Annotated in this window: 20 protein-coding genes and 1 pseudogene; 16 read left to right on the forward strand and 5 right to left on the reverse strand. The window is 72.5% G+C overall.

The window, feature by feature from the left end:
• The first annotated feature begins 115 nt into the window (after window positions 1-115).
• The 10 genes and pseudogenes from F1D61_RS12490 (at window position 116) to F1D61_RS12530 (ending at window position 11882) form a co-directional block, all read left to right on the forward strand.
• Window positions 116-2371: an amidoligase family protein gene (locus F1D61_RS12490; protein ID WP_203158245.1), complete on the forward strand. Its 2256-nt coding sequence runs from the start codon at window positions 116-118 to the stop codon at window positions 2369-2371.
• 199 nt (window positions 2372-2570) lie between these two features.
• Window positions 2571-3587 (forward strand): tryptophan--tRNA ligase, encoded by a 1017-nt coding sequence (trpS, locus tag F1D61_RS12495; RefSeq protein WP_203158247.1) that lies wholly within the window; start codon window positions 2571-2573, stop codon window positions 3585-3587.
• Between the two features lie 198 nt (window positions 3588-3785).
• The gene (locus tag F1D61_RS12500) at window positions 3786-4811 is read left to right on the forward strand and encodes an LLM class flavin-dependent oxidoreductase (protein WP_203158249.1); all 1026 of its coding nucleotides are present in this window, start codon (window positions 3786-3788) and stop codon (window positions 4809-4811) included.
• A 121-nt stretch (window positions 4812-4932) separates the two neighbouring features.
• Window positions 4933-6057, forward strand: a complete 1125-nt coding sequence (locus F1D61_RS12505) for a metallophosphoesterase (RefSeq protein WP_203159035.1) — start codon at window positions 4933-4935, stop codon at window positions 6055-6057.
• A 136-nt stretch (window positions 6058-6193) separates the two neighbouring features.
• On the forward strand, window positions 6194-6904 hold the full coding sequence (locus tag F1D61_RS12510) for an SDR family NAD(P)-dependent oxidoreductase (protein ID WP_203158251.1): 711 nt from the start codon (window positions 6194-6196) through the stop codon (window positions 6902-6904).
• Window positions 6905-7380: 476 nt separating this feature from the next.
• Window positions 7381-7737: pseudogene (locus tag F1D61_RS35360) on the forward strand (hypothetical protein); the annotation flags it as partial.
• A 183-nt stretch (window positions 7738-7920) separates the two neighbouring features.
• A complete protein-coding gene (locus F1D61_RS35365) occupies window positions 7921-9105 on the forward strand; it encodes a Hint domain-containing protein (protein WP_432443304.1) in 1185 nt (394 codons plus the stop codon).
• A gap of 25 nt (window positions 9106-9130) precedes the next feature.
• On the forward strand, window positions 9131-10024 hold the full coding sequence (locus F1D61_RS12520; protein ID WP_203158253.1) for a hypothetical protein: 894 nt from the start codon (window positions 9131-9133) through the stop codon (window positions 10022-10024).
• A 102-nt stretch (window positions 10025-10126) separates the two neighbouring features.
• Window positions 10127-10399 carry a hypothetical protein gene (locus tag F1D61_RS12525; RefSeq protein WP_203158255.1) on the forward strand — a complete coding sequence of 91 codons (273 nt, stop codon included), beginning with the start codon at window positions 10127-10129 and terminating at the stop codon, window positions 10397-10399.
• A gap of 136 nt (window positions 10400-10535) precedes the next feature.
• Window positions 10536-11882, forward strand: a complete 1347-nt coding sequence (locus F1D61_RS12530; RefSeq protein WP_246775844.1) for a leucine-rich repeat-containing protein kinase family protein — start codon at window positions 10536-10538, stop codon at window positions 11880-11882.
• 18 nt (window positions 11883-11900) lie between these two features.
• On the opposite strand, the gene F1D61_RS12535 is transcribed toward F1D61_RS12530, so the two are convergent.
• Window positions 11901-12815 carry a manganese catalase family protein gene (locus tag F1D61_RS12535; RefSeq protein WP_203158259.1) on the reverse strand — a complete coding sequence of 305 codons (915 nt, stop codon included), beginning with the start codon at window positions 12813-12815 and terminating at the stop codon, window positions 11901-11903.
• A 311-nt stretch (window positions 12816-13126) separates the two neighbouring features.
• Here F1D61_RS12535 and F1D61_RS12540 point away from each other — a divergent pair, with 311 nt between their 5' ends.
• From F1D61_RS12540 to F1D61_RS12550, 3 genes are all read left to right on the forward strand, one after another.
• Window positions 13127-13633: a hypothetical protein gene (locus F1D61_RS12540; protein ID WP_203158260.1), complete on the forward strand. Its 507-nt coding sequence runs from the start codon at window positions 13127-13129 to the stop codon at window positions 13631-13633.
• A 219-nt stretch (window positions 13634-13852) separates the two neighbouring features.
• Window positions 13853-14905, forward strand: coding sequence for an IS110 family transposase (locus F1D61_RS12545; protein ID WP_203158262.1), 1053 nt, complete (start codon window positions 13853-13855; stop codon window positions 14903-14905).
• 537 nt (window positions 14906-15442) lie between these two features.
• On the forward strand, window positions 15443-15652 hold the full coding sequence (locus F1D61_RS12550; protein WP_203158264.1) for a hypothetical protein: 210 nt from the start codon (window positions 15443-15445) through the stop codon (window positions 15650-15652).
• Here F1D61_RS12550 and F1D61_RS12555 read toward each other — a convergent pair.
• Entirely contained in the window at window positions 15649-15816 is a 168-nt protein-coding gene (locus F1D61_RS12555) for a hypothetical protein (RefSeq protein ID WP_203158265.1), read from the reverse strand. The two genes, F1D61_RS12550 and F1D61_RS12555, sit on opposite strands and share 4 nt — an antisense overlap.
• A 183-nt stretch (window positions 15817-15999) precedes the next feature.
• The gene (locus F1D61_RS12560; RefSeq protein ID WP_203159038.1) at window positions 16000-17391 is read right to left on the reverse strand and encodes an MFS transporter; all 1392 of its coding nucleotides are present in this window, start codon (window positions 17389-17391) and stop codon (window positions 16000-16002) included.
• Window positions 17392-17758: 367 nt separating this feature from the next.
• Here F1D61_RS12560 and F1D61_RS34815 point away from each other — a divergent pair, with 367 nt between their 5' ends.
• Entirely contained in the window at window positions 17759-17890 is a 132-nt protein-coding gene (locus tag F1D61_RS34815) for a hypothetical protein (protein WP_281437042.1), read from the forward strand.
• A 6-nt stretch (window positions 17891-17896) separates the two neighbouring features.
• Here F1D61_RS34815 and F1D61_RS12565 read toward each other — a convergent pair whose 3' ends face one another.
• Window positions 17897-18613, reverse strand: coding sequence for a cell wall hydrolase (locus tag F1D61_RS12565; RefSeq protein WP_203158266.1), 717 nt, complete (start codon window positions 18611-18613; stop codon window positions 17897-17899).
• Between the two features lie 222 nt (window positions 18614-18835).
• On the reverse strand, window positions 18836-19153 hold the full coding sequence (locus tag F1D61_RS12570; RefSeq protein WP_203158267.1) for a hypothetical protein: 318 nt from the start codon (window positions 19151-19153) through the stop codon (window positions 18836-18838).
• A gap of 240 nt (window positions 19154-19393) precedes the next feature.
• Between F1D61_RS12570 and F1D61_RS12575 the strand changes: the two genes are divergently transcribed.
• On the forward strand, window positions 19394-20152 hold the full coding sequence (locus F1D61_RS12575; protein ID WP_203158269.1) for an ArsR/SmtB family transcription factor: 759 nt from the start codon (window positions 19394-19396) through the stop codon (window positions 20150-20152).
• A gap of 127 nt (window positions 20153-20279) precedes the next feature.
• A complete protein-coding gene (locus F1D61_RS12580; protein ID WP_203158270.1) occupies window positions 20280-20756 on the forward strand; it encodes a hypothetical protein in 477 nt (158 codons plus the stop codon).
• Window positions 20757-20779 lie beyond the last annotated feature (23 nt).

Below are 20779 nucleotides of genomic sequence, written 5' to 3' on the forward strand. Positions count from 1 at the left end.
GTTCGGCTTTCCGGCGGCGGCACGACCCGGACCATTCGGGGGCCTTCGCCGGCGACGGGCGAGGGACCATCTTGCTCCCGATGCACCCCGTGCCCCGCGTGAGACCGGCCCCGCCATGAGCAGACGACATCCGATCCCGCCGGACCGGGGCGCCGCGCCCCACCCCGCCGGGGACGAGAACGGCCTGGCCGCGGGCCTCGCCGCGGGCACCGCCACCCGCGTGCTGGCGATGCGGCTGGTGATGCTGGGGGTTCTGGCGGTCTCGGCCCATCTCAGCGACGGCGTGCTGCATGCCGGCAGCCACTGGTTCATCCTTGGCGGCTACGCGGCGTCCTCGCTCTGGCTCGCCGCCACGGCGCGGCGACGCGACAGCGGGCGCCTGGCCTGGATCACGACGCTGCTCGACGCCGCGCTCGCGGCCTATATCGTGCTCGAATACATGATGGCGGCGGCGGAGGCCGCCGACGAGCCCGGCACCCTGGCGAGCCGCCTGCCGGCCTTCCTGCTGCTGCTCGAATCCGGCCTCACCCTGCGGCCGCGCCACACCGCGGTCTTCGCCGCCCTGGTGGCGGGGGTGTGGTCCGGGGCGCTCGGCCTCGGCCTCCTCCATCCCGGCCTCGGCCTGCCGCCGGCGGGGCCGAACGTCTTCGGGCTCCTCTCCTTCCTGGTGGCGGCCGCCTTCGTGATCGAGGGGTCGCTGCGCCTGCGCCGGGGTTTTGCCGCGATGCTGCGCCTGGAGCACGAGCGGGCGACGCTAGCGCGCTTCGTGCCGGCGGGGATCGATCTCGTGCGGCGCGACGGGCCGACGGCGCTCCAGCCGCGGCACGCCTGCCTGCTCGCCCTCGACATCCGGGGCTTCTCGAGCCTGACCCGGCGCTGGGGCGAGGCCCGGGTGCTCGACTGGCTGCTGGCGTTCCGGGCGCTCGCCCACGGCGCGGTCACCGACCAGGGCGGCCTCGTCGACAAGTATGTCGGCGACGGGGTGCTGGCCCAGTTCGTCGACGGCACGCCGGCGGAGCAGGCGGCGGCGGCACTCGCCTGCGTGCGGGAGATCGAGGCGCGGGTGCGGCAGTTGAACGAGGCGAGAGGGCGTCAGGACCTGCCGCCGCTCGCCTTCACCGCCTCTCTCCATGCCGGCGAGGTGCTGGTGGGGGTGCTCGACGACGGGATGCGGGCCGAGTTCACGGTGCTCGGCCCGGCGATGAACGCGCTCGCCCGGGTCGAGGCCCGGGCCAAGCGCGAGAACCTGTCGGTCGCGGTCTCGAAGCGGGTGATGCGGCTCCTCGGCCCCGCCGCGCCGTCGGCCCGCCGCCTGCCGCGCCGACCGGGCGAGGAGGATTGCCCGGACCTGTTCGGCCTCGATCCCTCCCCGCCGGATCCCGCCCTCACACATTCCCCCTGCCCGTCCCCGCCCCGGCCTCGTGAGCGTCTCCAATCCATGACCGAATCGTCCAAGGCCGACTTCCGACGTGTCGCATTTCACTCGCCGCCCCGGCCCCTGCGGGCCGACGGGACGCCGCGCCGGGTCGGCGTCGAGATCGAGTTCATGGGCCCCTCGGCCAGGGTCGCCGCCGCGGCGCTCTCTGCCGGCCTCGGCGGGCGCCTCGCCGAGGAGGACCCGCACGCCTTCCGGCTCGAGGGCACGGCGCTCGGCGACATCCGGGTCGAGCTCGACCTGCGCGCCGCCCATCCGCAGCGCCGGATGCCGGAACACGGGGCCGGTCCGGCACTGCCGGTCCGCGCCGCCGGGCGCTCGCTCGCCGCCCTCCTCGGCCCGGTGGTGCCGCGCGAGCTGATCACCGGCCCCCTCGCCTTCGACCGCCTGCCCGAGATCGACCGCCTCGCCGCCCTGCTGCACGGGGCCGGCGGGCGGGGGCGCGGGGCGGTGCTGCTTGGCTCGCTCGGGCTCCACTTCAACGTCGAGCCGCCGGACCTCGAAGCCGCCACCCTCACCGGGCTGCTGCGGGCCTATCTCCGCTCCGAGCCGGAGCTGCGCCGGGCCACCGCGGCGGGCGGGTTCCTGGCCGCCCGGGGCCTGCCGCCGGCCTTCCCCGCCGCTTACGCCGCCCGGGTGCTCGATCCCGGCTACCGGCCCGACCTCGACGGCTTCGCCCGCGATTATCTTACCGCCAACCCGACCCGCCACCGCGGCCTCGACCTCCTGCCGCTCCTCGCCCATCGCGACGAGGACGGCGTCCGGGCGGCCCTGCCGCCGGACGAAAAGGTGAGCCCGCGGCCCGTGCTGCATTACCGGATGCCGCAGGCACATGTGGGCTTGCCGGGCTGGAGCCTGGCGCCGGCCTGGAATCTGTGGGTGGGGGTGGAGGAGATGGCGGAGGGCGGGACCGAGCGGGCGGCGGGATCGGCTTGAGCGGGCGGAAAATCCCGCTTAACCTGTCGGCGATGACCGAGAGCCGCTCCCCCCGCACGACCACTTGGTGGCGCTTCCTTTAGGGAAGCGGCCCGTCGTCATTCTCGTCACGACCGATGCCGCCGTCCGGTGGGCACGGTCGTTCTTCCGATTTCCGGCACCCTTCGGCACGGCGGCCTTCCTCCGGAAAGAGCCTGCCATGTCCATCGAAACGTCGTCCCGGCCCGTCATCCTCACCGGCGACCGCACCACCGGTCCCCTGCATCTCGGCCATTATGCCGGCTCGCTGCGCAACCGCGTGGCGTTGCAGCACGGCCATCGCCAGTACCTGCTGCTCGCCGACGCGCAGGCGCTGACCGACAACGCCCACGATCCGGCCCGCATCGCCCGCAACGTGATCGAGGTCGCCACCGACTATCTGGCGGTCGGCATCGATCCGGCGGTGACCACGATCTGCGTGCAATCGGCCCTGCCGGCCTTGGCCGAACTGACCCTGCTCTACCTGAACCTCGTCACGGTGGCCCGGCTGGAGCGCAACCCGACGATCAAGGACGAGATCCAGGCCCGCGGCTTCGGCCGCGACATCCCGGCGGGCTTCCTGTGCTACCCCGCCGCCCAGGCCGCCGACATCACGGCGTTCCGGGCCACCCTGGTGCCGGTGGGCGAGGACCAGGCGCCCCTGATCGAGCAGACCAACGAGATCGTCCGCCGCCTCAACCGGCAGGTGGGCTACGACCTCCTGCCCGAGGCTAGGTCGCTGATCCCGGAGATCGGGCGGCTGCCGGGCGCCGACGGACGGGCGAAGATGAGCAAGTCGGGCGGCAACGCGCTGCCGCTCTCGGCCTCGGAGCCCGAGATCGCGGCTTTCGTGCAGCGGATGTACACCGATCCCGGCCATCTGCGCGCCTCCGATCCGGGCCGGGTCGAGGGCAACGTGGTCTTCACCTATCTCGACGCCTTCGACCCCGACCCGGAGGCGGTCGCAGGCCTGAAGGCCGATTACCGGCGCGGCGGCCTCGGCGATTCCGTACTCAAGGCCCGGCTCACGGGCGTGCTGCGCGACCTCCTCGGGCCGATCCGCGAGCGGCGAGCCGAGATCGCCCGCGATCCCGATCATGTCATGGACGTGCTGCGCACCGGCACGGCGCGGGCGAAGGATCTCACGGCGGCGACCCGGGACGCGGTCAAGGACGCCCTCGGGCTGTTCCGTCTCTGAACATCGGCTGTTTCGCTCAAGAGAATCGACACCCACCGGGTCATTCCGGGCTCCGCTTCGCGGCCCCGGAATGACGATGGAGGATTTTCCCTCCCTTGCGCAAACCTGGCGGGCACCGCACCTTCCATGCACAGCCGCAAGCCCATCCTTGCGCGGCTGCGCATTTCAAACCCGCCCCGCCCCCTCCATCTTGTCCCCATGACACAGACCCTGCAATTCGGCCTCGACACGTTCGGGGATGTCACCGCCCGCGACGGCGAGTTCCTGTCCCACGGAGAGGTCCTCCGCGACGTCGTCGAGGAAGGGATCCTGGCCGACCGGGTCGGGCTCGACTTCTTCGGCATCGGCGAGCACCACCGCGAGGATTTTTCGGTCTCCTCGCCCGAGATGGTGCTGGCGGCGATCGCGGCGCGCACCGCGCGCATCCGCCTCGGCTCGGCCGTGACGGTGCTCAGCTCCGACGATCCGGTCCGGGTCTACCAGCGCTTCTCGACCCTGCAGGGGCTGTCGAACGGCCGCGCCGAGGTCATCCTCGGCCGCGGCTCGTTCACCGAATCGTTCCCGCTCTTCGGCTACCCCCTCGACCAGTACGAGACCCTGTTCGAGGAGAAGCTGGAGCTGTTCGCCGCACTCCTCGCCGGCGGGCCGGTGACCTGGCGGGGCACCACCCGGGCGCCGCTCGAGAACCAGTCGGTCTTCCCGACCCCGGAGACGCCGCCCACGACCTGGATCGGCGTCGGCGGCAGCCCGAACTCGGTGGTGCGGGCGGTCCATCACGACCTGCCGCTGATGCTCGCCATCATCGGCGGCGAGCCGCAGCGCTTCCGGCCTTACGTCGATCTCTACCACCGGGCCTGCGCCCAGCTCGGCCGCACGGTCAGGCCGATCGGCGTCCATTCCCCGGGCTATGTCGGCGAGACGGATGCGGGCGCGCGGGAGGAGTTCTTCGCCGACTACAAGCGCATGCGCGACCGCATCGGCGCCGAGCGCGGCTGGCCGCCGATGACGCGCCAGGAATTCGACCGCGAGGCCGATCACGGCTCGCTCTACATCGGCGGGCCGGAGACGGTGGCGAAAAAAATCGCCGCGACGGTGAAGGGGCTCGGCCTCGGCCGGTTCCAGCTCAAGTACAGCGCCGGCCCGCTGCCGCACGAGCGCTCGATGCGCTCGATCGAGCTCTACGGCACCAAGGTGGCGCCGATGGTGCGGGAGATGCTGGCGTAGTTTTTCGGGGGCGCAGGGCGGCGGGGGCTTCGGCACGTGTCCCATGACACGTGCCAAGGCTCACGTGTCATGGGACAGGTGAGCCGGCATCGGCGCGCCGCGCGACCACAGGAGACCCGCCATCTTCCACCTCATCTTCGCGACGCCGTGCGCCTACGTGATCGCCCGCTGGCTCGTGCCCCTCGGGCTGCCGCTGCCCGCCAAGGGCGTCGTCGCCCTGCTGCTGCTCCTCGCCTCGCAGTTCCACCTCTGGAACCGGCTCTCCTCCGGCTCGGTCTTCGCGCCCGAATTCCCCCGGGTCGTCGTGCTGCTCTTCAACTGGGCCTTCGGGGCGATCGCGCTGCTGGCCGTGCTCCAGATCGCGCTCGATCTCGGCGCCCTGGGAAGCGCCCTGCTGCGCCGGAGCGTGGTGACCATCCCGGACGGGGTCCGGTTCGGAGCGGCCGGGCTCGCGGGCCTGCTCGCCGCAATCGGCGTCGCCCAGGCCGTGCGGGTGCCGCCGGTCCGGGACGTCGCGGTGGCGATCCCCGGCCTGCCGCCCGCCTTCGAGGGCTACCGGCTGCTCCAGCTCACCGACCTGCATCTCAGCCGCCTGTTCCCCGCCCCCTGGGCCCGGGCCGTGGTGGCGCGCGCCAACGGGGCGGGTGCCGACCTGATCGTCGTCACCGGCGACTTCATCGACGGCTCGGTGGCAATGCGCCGGGACGACGTCGCGCCGCTCGCCGACCTGCGGGCGCCGGACGGGGTTTTCGCGATCCCCGGCAACCACGAATACTTCTTCGATTACCCGGCCTGGATGCGCCACCTCGCCGGCCTCGGTCTCACGATGCTGCCGAACGCCCATACCGTGCTGACCCGCGGCGAGGCCCGCCTGGTGCTCGCCGGCGTCACCGATGCCTCGGCCCCGGCCTCGGCTGAGGCCGGCCCCGACCTCGCGGCGGCGCTTGAGGGCGCCCCCTCCGGCGCGCCGGTCCTGCTCCTCGACCACCAGCCGCGGGCCGCGAAGCGGGCGGCGGCCCGGGGCGTCGCGCTCCAGCTCTCCGGACACACCCATGGCGGCATGATCCTCGGCCTCGACCGGCTGGTGGCGCGGGGCAACAACGGCTTCGTGTCGGGCCGCTACGAGGTCGCCGGCATGGTTCTCTATGTCGGCAACGGCACCGGGATCTGGCCGGGCTTCGCCCTCCGGCTCGGCCGCCCCTCCGAGATGACCCGCTTCACCCTGCGGGCCGGCGGCCCGGGCTGAGCGCCGGCGACCGGGGCGACCTGCCCCCGCGGAACCGGTCCGGGCGGCGCGCGGTTCCCGCACGGCCCGGGCGCCCCGCTCGGGCCCCGGATGCCGACATGCCCCATTCCCACGCTCTTCCCGACCGGTGCACCGCATGACGAGCGCGGTCGTCGTCGGCGCCTCGGGCGGCCTCGGCCGCGCCCTCGTCGCGTCCCTCGCCGCGGGCGGGGCGCACGAGACCGTGTTCGCCCTCTCGCGATCGGGGGCGCCCCAGCCGGGGCCCGTGCGGTCGCTCCCCGTCGACGTCACCGACGAGGCTTCCGTCGCGGCGGCGGCGCAGGCCATCGGGGCGGCCGGGCCGGTGGGGCTCGTCCTCGTCGCCAGCGGCATCCTGCACGGGCCGGGCGTCGCCCCCGAGAAGGCGCTCAAGGCCCTCGACCCGGCCGCGATGGCCGCCGTGATGGCCGTCAACGCGATCGGCCCGGCCCTGGTGGCCAAGCACCTCTTGGCCCTGATGCCGCGCAAGGAGCGGAGCGTCTTCGCCGCCCTCTCGGCCCGGGTCGGCTCGATCGGCGACAACCGCCTGGGGGGCTGGTACGCCTACCGGGCCTCGAAGGCGGCGCTGAACCAGGTGCTGCGCACGCTGGCCGTCGAGACCGCCCGCACCCATCCGGCGCTGATCGTGGCGGGGCTGCATCCCGGCACCGTGCGGACGGCCCTGTCGCGGCCGTTCCGCCCGGATCCGGGCCCCGGCCTGTTCTCGCCGGAGGAGAGCGCGGCCCATCTCCTGCGGGTCCTCGACGGGCTGCGGATCGGGGATTCCGGCGGCGTGTTCGCCTGGGACGGGCAGCCGATCCCGCCCTGATCCCTGCCGCTCCCCACCGGACGGATCCCCGAGACCGCGCGGCCGGGGCCTGTGGCGGACGGAACACAGGCGGGACCCGAATGCACAGGTCCCCGCGGTGCGAGACGCGGAGGCCAGTTTTTGAGACGGAGCCTCTCAACGATTTTTTCGGCCGTGTGATAGCAGAAGCGAAGTGGAAGCCGCCGGACGGCTTCGGGCGACCCAGCGGATCCTGGGTTTCGCCGCAATGCACACACCGATCTCAGCCGATCTAAGCCGAAAAGTCGAAGAGGGGGCAAGTGATGGCGAACGCCACGGGGATGACGCGGGAGCAGGAAGTCACGTACCTGTCGGGCGTCAATGCGGACGGCACCCTCGCGGGCACCGCCTACGCCACGTACAAGGGCGACACGCCGGACACCTACGACACGGCGTCGTCCCAGTTCCACTGGGGCGCGGTCAACGCGGCCGGGACTGCCGGCGGCACCCTGAACTACATGTTCGATCCGGCCGCGAACTGGACCGCGACCGAGCAGGCGGCGCTGGCGGGCAGCCTGAACCTGTGGTCCGCCGTCGCGAACATCTCCTTCAAGCAGACGACCTCGGAGGACGACGCCAATATCGGGTTCACCCGGAACGCCGAGGGCAAGGCCTACGCGGAATCGGCCTCGACGCCGCACCCGGTCGGCACCAGCGTGATCACGCCGCCCGTCGGAGGCCAGGCGAAGGTCTCGATGGATATCGGCGAGACCGCGCGGGCGACCGGCAAGCACGGGTCGCTCAACGACTTCCAGGCCGGCGGCTCCGGCTACGGCGCCGGCACGACCGTGCACGAGGTCGGGCACGCGCTCGGGCTCGGCCATGGCGGTCCCTACAACAACACCAACACCCTGAGCCAGCAATACGGGCCCTACGACAACGAAGTCTCGACGCTGATGTCGTACTTCAACCCGCACAATCCGGTGAAGTACGACAGCCCGATCACCGGGACCAACTGGACCACCCCGGACGGGACCAACCACTACGCGGCCACCTGGATGCCGGTGGACATCGACGCGATCCAGCGTCTATACGGCGCCCAGACCAGCGGCCCGCTGAACCAGGCCCAGACCTTCGGCTACAACACCACCATCACCGGCAGCCTGAAGCCGTATTTCGACTTCACCGTCAACACCAAGCCGGTCCTGACCCTCTACAACACCGCCACGAGCGGCAACGCCCTCGACCTCTCCCAGAGCAGCGAGACCGCGACCGTCAACCTCAACGCGGGCACCTACAGCAGTGCCTTCGGGATGACCAACAACATCGCGATCTACGACACGACCTACATCCAGAGGCTCGCCTGCGGCGCGGGCAACGACGTCTGCACGGTCAACCTGGCCAAGGACAACACGATCGACGGCGGGGCCGGCACCAACACCGCGGTCTTCTCCGGCAACCGGGCCGACTACACCATCGCCCAGGCCAACGGCGCGACGATCGTGACGCGCACCGCGAGCGCGAGCCTCGCCACGCGGCCGACCGGGGTCACCGACACGCTGACCAACTTCCAGACCCTGCGCTTCGACGACCAGGCCGTCGCGGTCTGCTTCACGACCGGCACCCGCCTGCGCACGGCCCGCGGCGAGGTCGCGGTCGAGGATCTGCAGGTCGGCGACCGGGCGGTGACCGCCTCCGGCGCCCTGCGGCCGGTCACCTGGATCGGGCATCGCGACCTCGATGGACGCGGCCGGACCCTGCCGGCCTCCCAGCAGCCGGTCCGCCTGCGGGCCGGCGCCTTCGGGCCGGGCCTGCCCGCCCGGGATCTCCGCCTCTCGCCCGGCCATCCGGTCCTGGTCGGGGCCGATGCCGACGGCGCGGGCGGCCATCTCGTACCGGTGATGTGCCTGATCAACGGCACCAGCATCGTCCGCGAGCTGGTCTCGTCGGTCACCTACTGGCATGTCGAACTCGACGCCCACGACATCCTGCTCGCCGAGGGCCTTCCGGCCGAGAGCTACCTCGACTGGGGCGACCGTCCGTTCTTCTCGGAGGGCTCCGACCACGCGCTCCACAACCCCGACTTCGTCGTGCCGGGCCTCTCCGCCCGCTGCCGGCCGGTCGCGGTCGATGGTCCGGTGGTCGAGGCCGAGCGGGCGCGCCTCTCGGGCGTGTTCGCCGCCGCACTCGGCGCCGCTTGCGCCTGGGACGCGCCCGAGCGCTACGACTGGCTCGCGGCGTGAGGCCGGCCGTGCGACAAGCCGGGTCATGAGACCCGGCTCCCTCTCCCTCGACGCGTTCCTGGCCCGCCGCGCCGCCGACAGGCGGCTGGCGCGGCTGACCCACGACATGCCGCTGCCGGAGGGGCGCGGGCTGGAATTCGGGCCCGGGGACAACCCCGTCCCCCTGCCCGCGGGCGTGCAGGTCGCCTATGTCGACCACGCCCTCGACGCCGGCGCCGGGCTGCCCGGCGCCGTGCCGATCGACCACGAATGGGCCGGATCGGGGTCGCTGGCCGCCGTTCTCGGCCGGGACGGCTACGACGTCGCCATCGCCGCGCAGGTCGCCCAGTACGTGCCGAACCTCCTCGGCTGGCTGCGCGGCATCCACGGGGTGCTGCGGGCCGGAGGCGTGCTCAACCTGTCGCTGCCGGACAAGCGCTACATGTTCGACGCCGCGCGGCCGGCGAGCACCCTGGCCGAGCTGGTCGAGGCGGACCTCCTCGGCCTCGTGCGGCCGAGCCCGCGCCAACTCTTCGGCCATGCCAGCGAGGTGCGGGCGGTGTCACCGGCGCAGATCTGGGCCGGCGAGGATCCGGTCGCGGCGCCGCGCCTGGCCGGCGCGACGGCCCTGACGCACGCCCATGCGGAGGCCTCGGCGGCGCTGGCCGACGGCCGTTACGTTCAGTGCCATTGCTGGGTGTTCACCCCGGAGGCGTTCCTGGACCTGGTGGCGGGGGCGACGCAGCTCGGATTGTTCCCGTTCGTGCTGAACCGGATCGGCGCGACGGAGGTGGGCGGGTTCGAGTTCTACGTCTCGATGCGGCGCGACGGCGAGGAGGATCCGGAGGCCCTGCGCCGGATGCAGGAAGGGGCGATCGACCATCTCGGCCGCATCCTCGCGCAGCAGCGCCGGACCGCGACGCTGCTGGCCGGCCGCTGACCTTCCGGGCGGCGGGCGCCGAAAGGCCGCGCCGCCCGCGCCGGAACCCCGGCCGGTCGGGCCCCGTTCCCCGGTCTCCCGCTCCTCACCAGGAGGCGTTCCATGCGTGCTCTCACGGTTCGGGTCTCGGTCGCGGCGGCCCTCGTTCTCGGGACGGCCGGCGCGGCGCTTGCCCGCAACAACGACAGCGGCAGCGGGCTCTCGCCCTATGCGGCGCTCAACGGCAACGACCGCTCGGCCGGCGTCAACAACGGCAATTTCCGCAAGCCGCGCTACGACCCCTACCTGCGTGCCTACGGTCGTCCGCCGGCCGGCCACGAGTACGGCTACCGCCCGGCGCCGCCGCCCGGCTTTTATTATGGTTATCCGTACTGACGCTCCGGCCCCTTGATCCGGCCGCCATTCCCGGCGACCAGAACCCGGCGGCCTCACGCCGCCGGGAGACGACGATGCCGACATCACCCCGTGGCTCCTCGAGCCCGGCTGCCCATGCGCGGGCGGGAGCGAGGTCGTGAGCCTGCCGCCCGCCACCGCTTCGCGCCTCGAAGCCCTGCGCCGGGGCGACCTCGCCGGGACGCGGGAGCTGCGGCTTCCCGGCGGGCCGGACGGGCGCCTCTCCGAGATGCCGCCCGAGATCCTCGGCCTCGCCGACACGCTCGAATTCCTCGATCTCGGCCAGAACGACCTGACCGCGCTGCCCGCCGATCTCGGCCGCCTGCGCCGGCTCCGGGTGCTGTTCTGCTCCGGCAACCCCTTCGCGCGGCTGCCGCCGGTGCTCGGCGATTGCGCCGCCCTGAGCCAGGTCGGCTTTCGCGGCTGCGGCCTCGCCGAGGTGCCGGCGGAATCCCTGCCCCCGCATCTGCGCTGGCTCACCCTCACCGACAACCGCATCGCCGCCCTACCCGCCTCCCTGGGCAACCGGCCGCTGCTGCAGAAGCTGATGCTGGCCGGCAACCGCCTGCGGGCCCTGCCGGAGAGCCTGGGACGCGCGCACAACCTCGAGCTCCTGCGCATCGCCGCCAACCGGTTCGAGGCCCTGCCCGCCTGCCTGACCGCCCTGCCGCGCCTCGCCTGGCTGTCCTGGGCCGGCAACCCGTTCGAGGACCGGGCGGCGCCGTCTTCGGTCGCGGCGACGCCTGTCGCCTGGCGCGATCTCGCGGTCGGCCCGCTCCTCGGCGAGGGCGCCTCCGGTCGGGTGATGCGGGCGGCGTGGCAGCCGGACGGCGCGGGCGAGGCGCGGCCCGTCGCCCTCAAGCTGTTCAAGGGCGCGATGACCAGCGACGGCCTGCCCGAGCGCGAGATGGCGGCCTGCCTGGCGGCGGGGGCACATCCGCATCTCACCGGCGGCCTCGGCCGCCTCGCCGACCATCCGGACGGCACGCAAGGATTGCTGATGCCGCTCCTGCCGGAGGGCTGGCGGGTGCTCGCCGGACCGCCGAGCCTGGAGAGCTGCAGCCGCGACGTCTACGACCCGGACCTTCGCCTGACGCGAGGGGCGGCCTTGCGCCTCGCCCGCGGGGTGGCGTCGGGCGCCGCCCACCTGCATGCGCGGGGCTTCGGCCACGGCGACCTCTACGCCCACAACGTCCTGTGGGACGGGACGGAGGGCGCGGCGGTGCTGAGCGATCTCGGGGCGGCCTCCGCCCTGCCCCCGGGACCTGAGGGCGCGGTCCTGCAACGGCTCGACGTGCGGGCCTTCGGGCTGCTCCTCGGGGAGTTGGGGACAATCGCCCCCCTCGCCCACCCGGCCGTCGAGGCCCTGGCGCAGGCCTGCACCGGAGAGCCCGCTTCGCGCCCCGGCATGGCCGAGGTGCTGGATGCCCTCGACGACCTGATCGAGGAATCGGGGCCGGCCTGACCGGCCCCGATCGTCATCTCAGCGGCTCTTCTTGTAGAGCTTGCCGGCGATCTCGAAGATCTCCTCCGGCTTGTAGTTCGGCGCGAAGGCGCCGTAATTGCCGTCGAGTTCCGGGATCTTGCCGCCCTCGGGCGCGCCGTCGACCACCTCCAGCTTGCCCGGCGGGTCGCCCGGCAACGCCACCTCGTCGTTCGACCACACCCCGGCGGCCTCCGCATAATCCGGCGAGTTGAACCGGTAGAGCCGGCGGTGGCTGCCCTCCTGCAGGTATTTCTGGCATTCGGGGATGCGGTCGAGGTTGATGTTGGGCGTCGGCAGCATCTGCTCGATGGCGACCCCCGTGAGCTTCTTCAGCGCCAGCGCATAGGCGTGGGCATGCACCGAGCCGCGCACCAGCAGGTAGCCGCAGACCTCGCGCCCGGTCGGGTCCTTCAAGGTCTCGTAGACCCGGAGCTTGTGGATGCGCGCGCCGCATTCGAGGTGGAAGTTGTGCAGCAGGTCGATGATGATGTTCCCGGTCGTGGTGACCATGTCCATGTTCCACGACGCGCCGTTCGCGTTCATCGGCATCGCGCCGCCGCCGTTGCTGAGGAAGCTGCCGGCCAGCCGCACGTCCTGCATGTCGTGGAACGGCGCCTTCGACACGTCGACGTCCGGCGTCGGGTCGCCGGGGCCGTTGTTGAGCATCGACACGCCGGTCGAGACCAATTCGACATGGCCGAGCTCCTCCATGAAGATGCTCGAGACCAGGCTGTAGAACGGCCGCAGCTTGGACTTGTCGCGAAAGTTGAAGCTCTGGAACATGTAGTTGCCGAGCGTCGACATCTCGCCGTACTTGCCGCCGAGCAGCTCCTGCAGGGCGGCGGCGGCATTCGGGTCGGGCCTCTTGGGCTGCGGCAGCTCGGCCTGCAGACGGTCGATCCTCATGAACATGGGCACGGCCCCTTCTTCGGCGGGATACTCCCCCGGTCCATCCGGTATAGTCCCGGGGGGCATCGGTTTGATCCATGATGGGTTCCCGCGCACCGGCGTGTCCGGGCGCATCGGTCGCAGGGGCGGATCCAGGCCGGAAGCCCGGGCCCTGGGGCATCCGCGCCGCATCCTGGGGCAAAGTACGGGGAAGCGTGGCGGGAGGCGGGGGAAGCGGCGCAATGGCGCTTGACCGCGGGGGGCCGGCGGGTGCCCCTTGGGGAATCGCCGCCCGGATCCCGGGCTTCCGGCGGATTTCCGACGATACGGACCCGATGGCCACCCCGTTCGACACCGGCACCATCCTGACCCTGCTTCGGCGCGCGACCGAGACGGTGCGCGCCACGACCGCCCGCGCCGTCGCGGCCGAGGCCCGGGCCGACCGGCTGAGCCGCGAGGTCGGCGCCCTGCTCGGCCGGGTCGAGGAGGCGTTGCGCGCCTCCGCCGCCGAGGCCGCGGAGTCCCGGCAAGCCGCGGAGGAGTCCCGCCGCGCTGCCGCCGAGGCGCAAGCCCAGGCCGCCGCCGAGGCACAAAAGGCCGCCGCCGAGGCAAAGAAGGCCGCCGCGGCCGAGGGCCGCTTGTCCGCCGAGCGGGCCCGGGTGCGCCGGCTGGAGGAGCGCCTGGCCGAGGTGATCGCCGACACCCAGGCCGCCCGCGAGGCCGCCGCCGCCGCGGAAGCCGCCCGCGAGGCGGCGGAAGCCCGCCTCACCCGCATCCGCGCGGCGCTCATCGACGAGGCGGCGATGCCGCCCGAGACGGAGCGGCCGGCGGCCCTGCACTGAGCGCCTGTTCGACCTGATCGACGATCCTGACACCCTCCTCGTCATTCCGGGGCCGCGACAGCGGAGCCCGGAATCCAGACACTCAGGAGTTCCAGGAGACAACGAAACGGTCTCCGCTTCATTCAACACCATCCGCGGTTCTGATGGTGTGGACGGCCCCCCGATCGGCATCAGTGTGCCAGAATGAGGTCGTTGGGATCTCATCCGAGGAGGCCGTCCATGACCGAGGTTACCCGCATTGGGCTGGATACGTCCAAGGGAAGTTTTCAGCTGCACGGCGTCGATGCGTCCGAGGCTGTGGTCCTGAAGCAGAAGCTGACCCGGACCAAGATGCAGGAGTTCTTCGAGAAGCAGCCGGCCTGCCTGGTGGTGCTGGAGGCCTGTGCGGCGTCGCACGACTGGGCCCGCACGCTGGGGGCGATGGGCCACACGGTCCGGCTGATCGCTCCGCAATTGGTCAAGCCCTACGTGCTGCGCTCCAAGAACGACGCCCGGGACGCGGCAGCCCTGTGCGAGGCAGCCAGCCGGCCGCAGATGCGTTACGTGCCGGTCAAGACGCCCGAGCAGCAGGCCGCGCAGATGCTGGCGGGCCTGCGCGAGCAGCGGCTGAAGCGGCGCACCCAGATCAGCAACAGCCTGCGCGGCTACGCGGCCGAGTTCGGGCTCACGGTCCCGCAGGGTCTGGCCCATCTCGCGGACCTGGCGGAGCGCTTCGCGAAGGAGCCGGCAGTGCCGGACCTGGCCCGCACGCTGTTTGCGGATCTATGGGAGGAGTACCAGGATGCTGACGAGCGGGTGCAAGAGGCTGACCGCCAGCTCAAGCTCTGGCAGCGGGAGAACACGACCTGCCAGCGGCTGAGCGAGGTGCCGGGGCTGGGTCCGGTCGCCTCGGCGTTGCTGGTGATGAAGACGCCCGATCCCGCGGCGTTCGACAGCGGCCGGGACTTCGCGGCGTGGCTGGGCCTGACGCCCAAGGACCACTCGACGGCGGGCCGCCAGCGGCTAGGCGGGATCACGCGAGCGGGTGACGAGCAGTTGCGCAGCGTGCTGGTGGCTGGCGCGATGGCGGTGTTGCGTCACCACAAGCCGGGCAGCGGCGGGCTGAAAGGCTGGCTGACGGGGCTTCTGGCACGCAAGCCGATGAAGGTGGTGGCGGTGGCGCTGGCCAACAAGCTGGCGCGGATTGCCTGGCGTCTTCTGGTGAGCGGGGGCTCGTACGACCCGGCCTGGGCCGGCGCTGCTGTGGGCGGGGCTGCGCCGGCCCAGGCCTGATCGGGGGTAGGATCTGATCGGGAGCAGGGCTTGGCAGTATAGCAGGGCCTGGCAGTCTTGTCGGCGAGGCGAGGTCAGCGCGGATTGAAGGAGTTTGGGAGCCGGTGAGGCGCCCGTGAGCTTGCAAGCAGAAGATGAGTGGTCGGCTACGCTGTCTGTGACGCGCGAAAAATCCGTGGAATCCAGGGGCCGTTCGAGGCCGTGTTTCTGATGGGAGAGCGTGTCGCGAACCACCATTTTGGCCGCGGCCCCAGGGCCGCACCAAGGCCGGACATATGGATGCAACGCGAAAGCTTGGCCGGAATTTTCCGCTTGCGAGAAGGGGCCGTCCACATATGGATTCCGGGCTCCGCTGCGCGGCCCCGGAATGACGCGATGGGTTCGATATCTGTAGAGACCAATCAAGCAGTCTCTGAAGACCATCCGTCCACCCTGGATCGTCACTGTCGAGATGAAGGCCGCAGATCACCGCCACTGGCGGGCGTCCTTCCCCTATGCGACCCTAGCCGAGGCGTACGGGGTGACGGGCGGTCGTCGATGACGGTGCTGTGGTGCAGGGACGGCCAGCTCATCCTCGACGGCACCCGCGAGGAGCGCCGCCCGTTCGAGGCTGCCGACGCGGATTTTCTCAACGACCAGAGCGCCGCCTATACCAGGGCGCTGGCACTCCCAACCCCGGCCGGGACGCTTCTGGCGATCGGCAAGGTCCTGCACGACTGGCTCGACCGCAAGGATCTGCTGGCCTAGATCGTCGGCGCGAGCGGGCCGGTTTCCCTCGACCTCGCGGTGGCGGTGCGGCCCGGTGCTTCGGCGCGCTCGGCCGGCGCGAGACCGTCCCGGCCGCAGCGGCAATCGTCCGGCGGGCGCTGGTCGAGGCGTAGCAACGGGATCCGGAGGGCAGCGGTCGGCACTGGCACCTCGCCCGGGACCATCGGGGGCCGCTGGCAGCGGGAGGCTCTGCGCCAACGGCAATCCGCCGCATCCGCGACATCTCGGCGACAAGCCGTTCCTCGACCGCCAGCAGCAGGTGCCGGTGGCGGCCCCCGCCCTCCATGTCGGGAGGCGGCGGGAGGCGCAAGGCCCCCCGAACCCCCTCACCCCGCCTTCGACAACGGATCCGCGATACTCTCCAGCGACTTGCCCTCCGCATCGACCCCGAGCGTCCACTCCGTCACCGCGGCGATCACGAGCAGCAGGGCCGCCCCCGCATACCCCCCGGCGAGCGCCCAGTGCTGGCCGGATTCGATCAGGTGGGTGAACAACCACGGCGCCATCACGCCGCCCGCACCCGTGCCCAGCGCGTAGAACACCGCGATGGCGAGCGCGCGGGTCTCCAGCGGGAAGATCTCGCTCGCCGTGAGGTAGGCGGAGCTTGCAGCCGCCGAGGCGACGAAGAAGATCGCGATCCAGGCGAAGGTCTGGGTCCAGGCGGTGAACAGGTCGAGGCCGAACACCACGGCCGTCGCCATCAGCAGCAGGCCACTGAGGGCGAAAGTGCCGGCGATCATCCGGCGCCGGCCGATCGTGTCGAAGAAGTGGCCGAGCAGCAGCGGCCCCAAAAAATTGCCGATGGCGAGCGGCACCAGGAACACGCCGGCCTTGTTCTCCGGCACGCCGTAGAATTTCGCCAGCACCAGCCCGTAGGTGAAGAACACCGCGTTGAACAGGAAGGCCTGGGCGATCATCAGCACCAGGGCCAGGATGCTGCGGCCGCGGTGCTTGTGGACCATCGACGAAAAAATCTCGCCGAAGCCGAAGCTCGTCTTCGGATGCACCTCCAGGATGCCCTCGGCCTTCGGGAGTTTTTGCCCCGTCTCGGCCTCGACCGTGCGCTCGATCTCCGCCACCGTGCGCTCGGCCTCGTCTTCCTGGCCATGGGTGACGAGCCAGCGCGGGCTCTCGGGCACGTAGCGGCGCAAGAACAGAATCCCGAGGCCGAGCACGCCGCCGATGCCGAAGCCGAGGCGCCAGCCGAAATCCGGGTCGAGGAGGTTGGGATCGAGGAGCAGCAGCGAGGCCCCGGCGCCGGCCGCGGCGCCGAGCCAGAAGCTGCCGTTGACGATGAGGTCGACCCGGCCGCGATACTTGGCCGGGATCAGCTCGTCGATGGCCGAGTTGATCGCCGCGTATTCGCCGCCGATGCCGAGCCCGGTGACGAGGCGAAACAGCGCGAAGCTCCAGAAATCCCAGGCGAGCGCACTCGCGATGACGCCGCCGACATAGATCATCAGGGTAGCATAGAAGACGAGGCGGCGCCCGAACCGGTCGGTGAGCCAGCCGAACACCAGGGCGCCGACGACCGCGCCGACGACGTAGAACGAGGCCGAGGCACCGATCTGCTGGAGGGTGAGGCCGAGCGCCCGCTGGTCCTGCAGCACCGGGCCGATCGCCCCGACGATGGTGACCTCGAGCCCGTCGAGCACCCAGGTGATGCCGAGCGCGACGACGAGGAGCAGGTGGAAGCGGCTCCAGGGCAGCCGGTCCATCCGGGCCGGTACGTCGCTGCGCACCACGCCCGTGCCGGCGTCCCGCGCCGTTCCCGCCGCTGCTGCCACGTCGCATCCTCCCGGTTCATCCGTGGCAGGGAGAACAGCAGCGCGGCTTTTGCGTTCCGCCGGCGCCTCTTGCGGCCGCCCATGCTCCGCATCGACCCCCGCGCCGCGGCCCTTTCGGCCTCGTCCTCGCACCGGGTGAGGCCTGCGCCGTCGGGGGCGGGCAAGAGCGTGCTGCTGCGCAGGATCGCCGATCTCGACCCGTCCGAGGGCCGGGTTCGCCGCGACGGGATCGACCGGGGGCGGTGCCGGCGCCGACCTGGCGGCGCTGGACGACCTGCCTCGCGGCGGAGGCCGGCTGGTGGGCCGAGACCCGCAAGCGGCGGCCGCGTCGCGGATCCTGTTCCTGCCGGCGGGGGCGAGCGGCCTCGGGGTGACGGCAGCGATCCTCACCGAGGCCCGGCACCGCCTGCGGCTGGACCGGCGGGCGTAAGACCGATCAGCCCGGGCTGCGGCCGGTCTCGGCGGCGGCGACGCGGCAGACGTTGCGGGCGGGCCCGAGCTCGGCGAGCGGGGTCTGCTGGGTGCTGCGCGCGACCCGGACCGGGTGCGAGGTCCAGCGGGCGCTGCCGGCCGAGCCGGACTGGATCTGGGCGAGCTGCGTCGCGGCGGTCGGGGCCCGGCGCGCCGTCGCGCCCTCGCGGTCGTACCAGGGGCGCTTCTCGTAGAAGGCGTTGCCGCCGGCGAGCGCGACGTAATGCATGTTGCGGTAGGAGAAGGTGTACCCGGCGGTGTGGAAGAACATCGCGCCGCCGACCTTCTCGTGGCGCTCGCCGGCCAGGATCGCGTCGGCGATCCGCTCGGCCTTGTCGCGCTCACGGTCGCGCATCGGCTTGTGCAGCACGCCGGCGGCGAACTGGCGCTTCTGGCCGACGACGCCGCAGATCGAGTTCGGGTAGGCCGGCGCCTCGAGCCGGTTCATCACCACGGTGCCGACCGCGAGCAGGCCGTCCTCGCTCGAGCGGTTGGACTCGAAATACATCGCGCGGGCGAGGCAGTCCCGGTCGGCGCTGGTGACCGAGGCGAGCTTCTTGCGGTCCGGAAGGCTTCCCGTCGTTTCGATCCCGGCGGGCATCAGGCTGCAGGCGCCGAGATGCGGCGCCGTGGCGAGAACCGCGAGGGCGGCCGTGATGGGGAAAGTCCGGTTCCGCGTCATGCAGGCCCCTGTCGTGCATTGCCGGGCACGGCCGGTATGGCCGCGCTCGAGGTCAAGCTTGGGGCGGAATGTGGCGAAGACGGGGCACGGATACGGTTCGTAAACCAATCCCCGTGCCTGGCGGTCGGATCCAAGCGACGTGATGCAAACGGGAAACACCACCGGCGCGCGGCCGGCGCGGCCTCCCACAGGCCCGGGAACGGCGGCGCGACGACGGCCCGATCATGGCCGGTCGAGGGCAGCGCGGCCGTGACGCGGCAAGGCCACGGTCTCGTCCCGGCGCAGCCTATCCGGCAACGGTTTCGCATGTCTTATCCCCGCGCCCGGATCGGCGCAGGACAGGGGCACGATGTCGAGGCCGGCCGGCGAGACCTCGCGGCGCAGGCCCATGTCGCGCAGCAATCGGTCGTCGAGCCCGGTCAAAAGCCCGCGGTCGCGGCGCCGGCGCAGGCGTCGCGCCAAGGCGCCCTCCCCGGGCGGGCCGCCCCCGAGGGTGCCGGAGCGGACGAAGGCGAGGAGGCGGCGAATCAGCGACGGCATGGCGGGCCTTTCCGGTCGGGATGGAGGCGATCCTCGCCCGCCCGCCGCAGGCCGTGCTTCGGCCCCGGCCGAAGCGTCCGGCATCATGGTTCGGTCCCGGCCGAAGCGTCCGGCCCCGCCGCGCGCTATCACGGGCGGTCCGGGAGGAGCATCGCCCCGAGGAGCCCGCCGGCAAGAGCCCGCCGGCAAGAGCCCGCTGGCAAGAGCCCGCTGGAAGGAGCCCGCTGGAAGGAGCCCGTCATGGTGACCGTCGCCGCCTTCGCCCGCATCGCCGCCCTGCTGGGCGATCCCGCCCGCGCCGCCATGCTGACGGTGCTGATGGACGGCCGCGCGCTCACCGCGGCGGAACTCGCCCGCGCCGCCGGGGTCACGCCGCAGACCGCGAGCGGCCATCTCGGGCAGCTCGCGGAGGCAGGCCTGCTCGCGGTCGCGCGCCAGGGCCGCCACCGCTACCACCGCCTCGCCTCCCCGGGCGTGGCCCGGATGCTGGAGGGCGTGATGGCGGTGGCCGCCGCGACGCCGGCCTCGCCCTCCATCCGCCCTCGCTCCGTCCGGCCGCCCTCCATCCGGCCTCCCGGCCCCCGGGACGCGGCCTTGCGCGAGGCCCGGACCCGCTACGACCATCTCGCCGGCCGCCTCGCCGTCGCGATGGCGGAGTCCCTGGTGGCGCGCGGCGCGGTCGAGCTCGGGGAGGATGGCGGCGTGCTCACGCCGGCGGGCGAGGTCTTCCTGCGCGGCCTCGGGGTCGATCTCGACGCGGCCCGGCCGGCGGGCCGTCCCCGCCGGCGGGTCTTTTGCCGCCCCTGCCTCGACTGGAGCGAGCGCCGGCCCCACATCGCCGGCGCCCTCGGGGCGGCCCTGCTGACGACCTGCCTCGCCCGGGGCTGGGTGCGCCGGAGCGAGGGCAGCCGGGCCGTCGCGGTGACGCCGGGCGGGCAGGTCGCCCTGGGCCGGGCCTTCGGCTACCGGCCGGCCTGCGCCTGCGGCGAGGCGGGCTGACGACCCGGCGCCGGCACGGGCGGGCGCAGATGGTCCGCCAGAACGATCCGGCGACGCCCTTGAACGACCGGCACCGGCCCTCCATCTGCCGGTCGCGCCTGCGGTTGGGCGCTCTTCGGAGAAGATCATGCCGCACCACGACACCACCGCCCTTTCGGGCACGATCCAGCACGTCTTCGCGCACCGCTTCACCCTGGAGGCGGATGGCGCGGTCCATCTCGCCGATCTCGGGCCCAAGGGGGTACAGGCCTTCCCCCTCGCCGCCGGCCTGCGGGTGACCCTCGAGGGCGAGCGCCGCCCCTCGGAGATCAAGGTCGCGCGGATCGCCGCCGATGGCGGCACGCCGGTCGAGATCCACCACAAGACGCCGAACCACCCGGGCAAGGCCCGGTCCGACGCGCCGGTCGATCCCGCCTCCGCCCTCGCCGCCGTCGTCGCGGCGGGCTGGACGCCGACAGCCGAGCCGCGGCGCAAGCCGAAGCACGTCGAGGTGCTGGCGCGCCGGGGCGAGGGCGCCTGGACCGAGCTCCACGTCGACGCCGACGGGACGATCTACCGGGAAAAGACCCCCGACGCCGACAAGTGGGGCGCGGCCCTCGCCTGACCTCTCGGGGGCCGCGGATCGCG

This window comes from Methylobacterium aquaticum (assembly GCF_016804325.1).
Taxonomy (GTDB): domain Bacteria; phylum Pseudomonadota; class Alphaproteobacteria; order Rhizobiales; family Beijerinckiaceae; genus Methylobacterium; species Methylobacterium aquaticum_C.

Bases quoted from the DNA above. Each gene is read 5' to 3' on its own strand.
- F1D61_RS12550 (WP_203158264.1), top strand. From the start codon at position 15,443: ATGACGGTGCTGTGGTGCAGGGACGGCCAGCTCATCCTCGACGGCACC.
- F1D61_RS12520 (WP_203158253.1), top strand. From the start codon at position 9,131: ATGAGACCCGGCTCCCTCTCCCTCGACGCGTTCCTGGCCCGCCGCGCC.
- trpS (WP_203158247.1), top strand. From the start codon at position 2,571: ATGTCCATCGAAACGTCGTCCCGGCCCGTCATCCTCACCGGCGACCGC.
- F1D61_RS12560 (WP_203159038.1), bottom strand. From the start codon at position 17,391: ATGGACCGGCTGCCCTGGAGCCGCTTCCACCTGCTCCTCGTCGTCGCG.
- F1D61_RS12500 (WP_203158249.1), top strand. From the start codon at position 3,786: ATGACACAGACCCTGCAATTCGGCCTCGACACGTTCGGGGATGTCACC.
- F1D61_RS12540 (WP_203158260.1), top strand. From the start codon at position 13,127: ATGGCCACCCCGTTCGACACCGGCACCATCCTGACCCTGCTTCGGCGC.
- F1D61_RS12490 (WP_203158245.1), top strand. From the start codon at position 116: ATGAGCAGACGACATCCGATCCCGCCGGACCGGGGCGCCGCGCCCCAC.
- F1D61_RS12580 (WP_203158270.1), top strand. From the start codon at position 20,280: ATGCCGCACCACGACACCACCGCCCTTTCGGGCACGATCCAGCACGTC.
- F1D61_RS12510 (WP_203158251.1), top strand. From the start codon at position 6,194: ATGACGAGCGCGGTCGTCGTCGGCGCCTCGGGCGGCCTCGGCCGCGCC.
- F1D61_RS12570 (WP_203158267.1), bottom strand. From the start codon at position 19,153: ATGCCGTCGCTGATTCGCCGCCTCCTCGCCTTCGTCCGCTCCGGCACC.
- F1D61_RS12525 (WP_203158255.1), top strand. From the start codon at position 10,127: ATGCGTGCTCTCACGGTTCGGGTCTCGGTCGCGGCGGCCCTCGTTCTC.
- F1D61_RS12535 (WP_203158259.1), bottom strand. From the start codon at position 12,815: ATGTTCATGAGGATCGACCGTCTGCAGGCCGAGCTGCCGCAGCCCAAG.
- F1D61_RS35365 (WP_432443304.1), top strand. From the start codon at position 7,921: ATGCCGGTGGACATCGACGCGATCCAGCGTCTATACGGCGCCCAGACC.
- F1D61_RS12575 (WP_203158269.1), top strand. From the start codon at position 19,394: ATGGTGACCGTCGCCGCCTTCGCCCGCATCGCCGCCCTGCTGGGCGAT.
- F1D61_RS12565 (WP_203158266.1), bottom strand. From the start codon at position 18,613: ATGACGCGGAACCGGACTTTCCCCATCACGGCCGCCCTCGCGGTTCTC.
- F1D61_RS12545 (WP_203158262.1), top strand. From the start codon at position 13,853: ATGACCGAGGTTACCCGCATTGGGCTGGATACGTCCAAGGGAAGTTTT.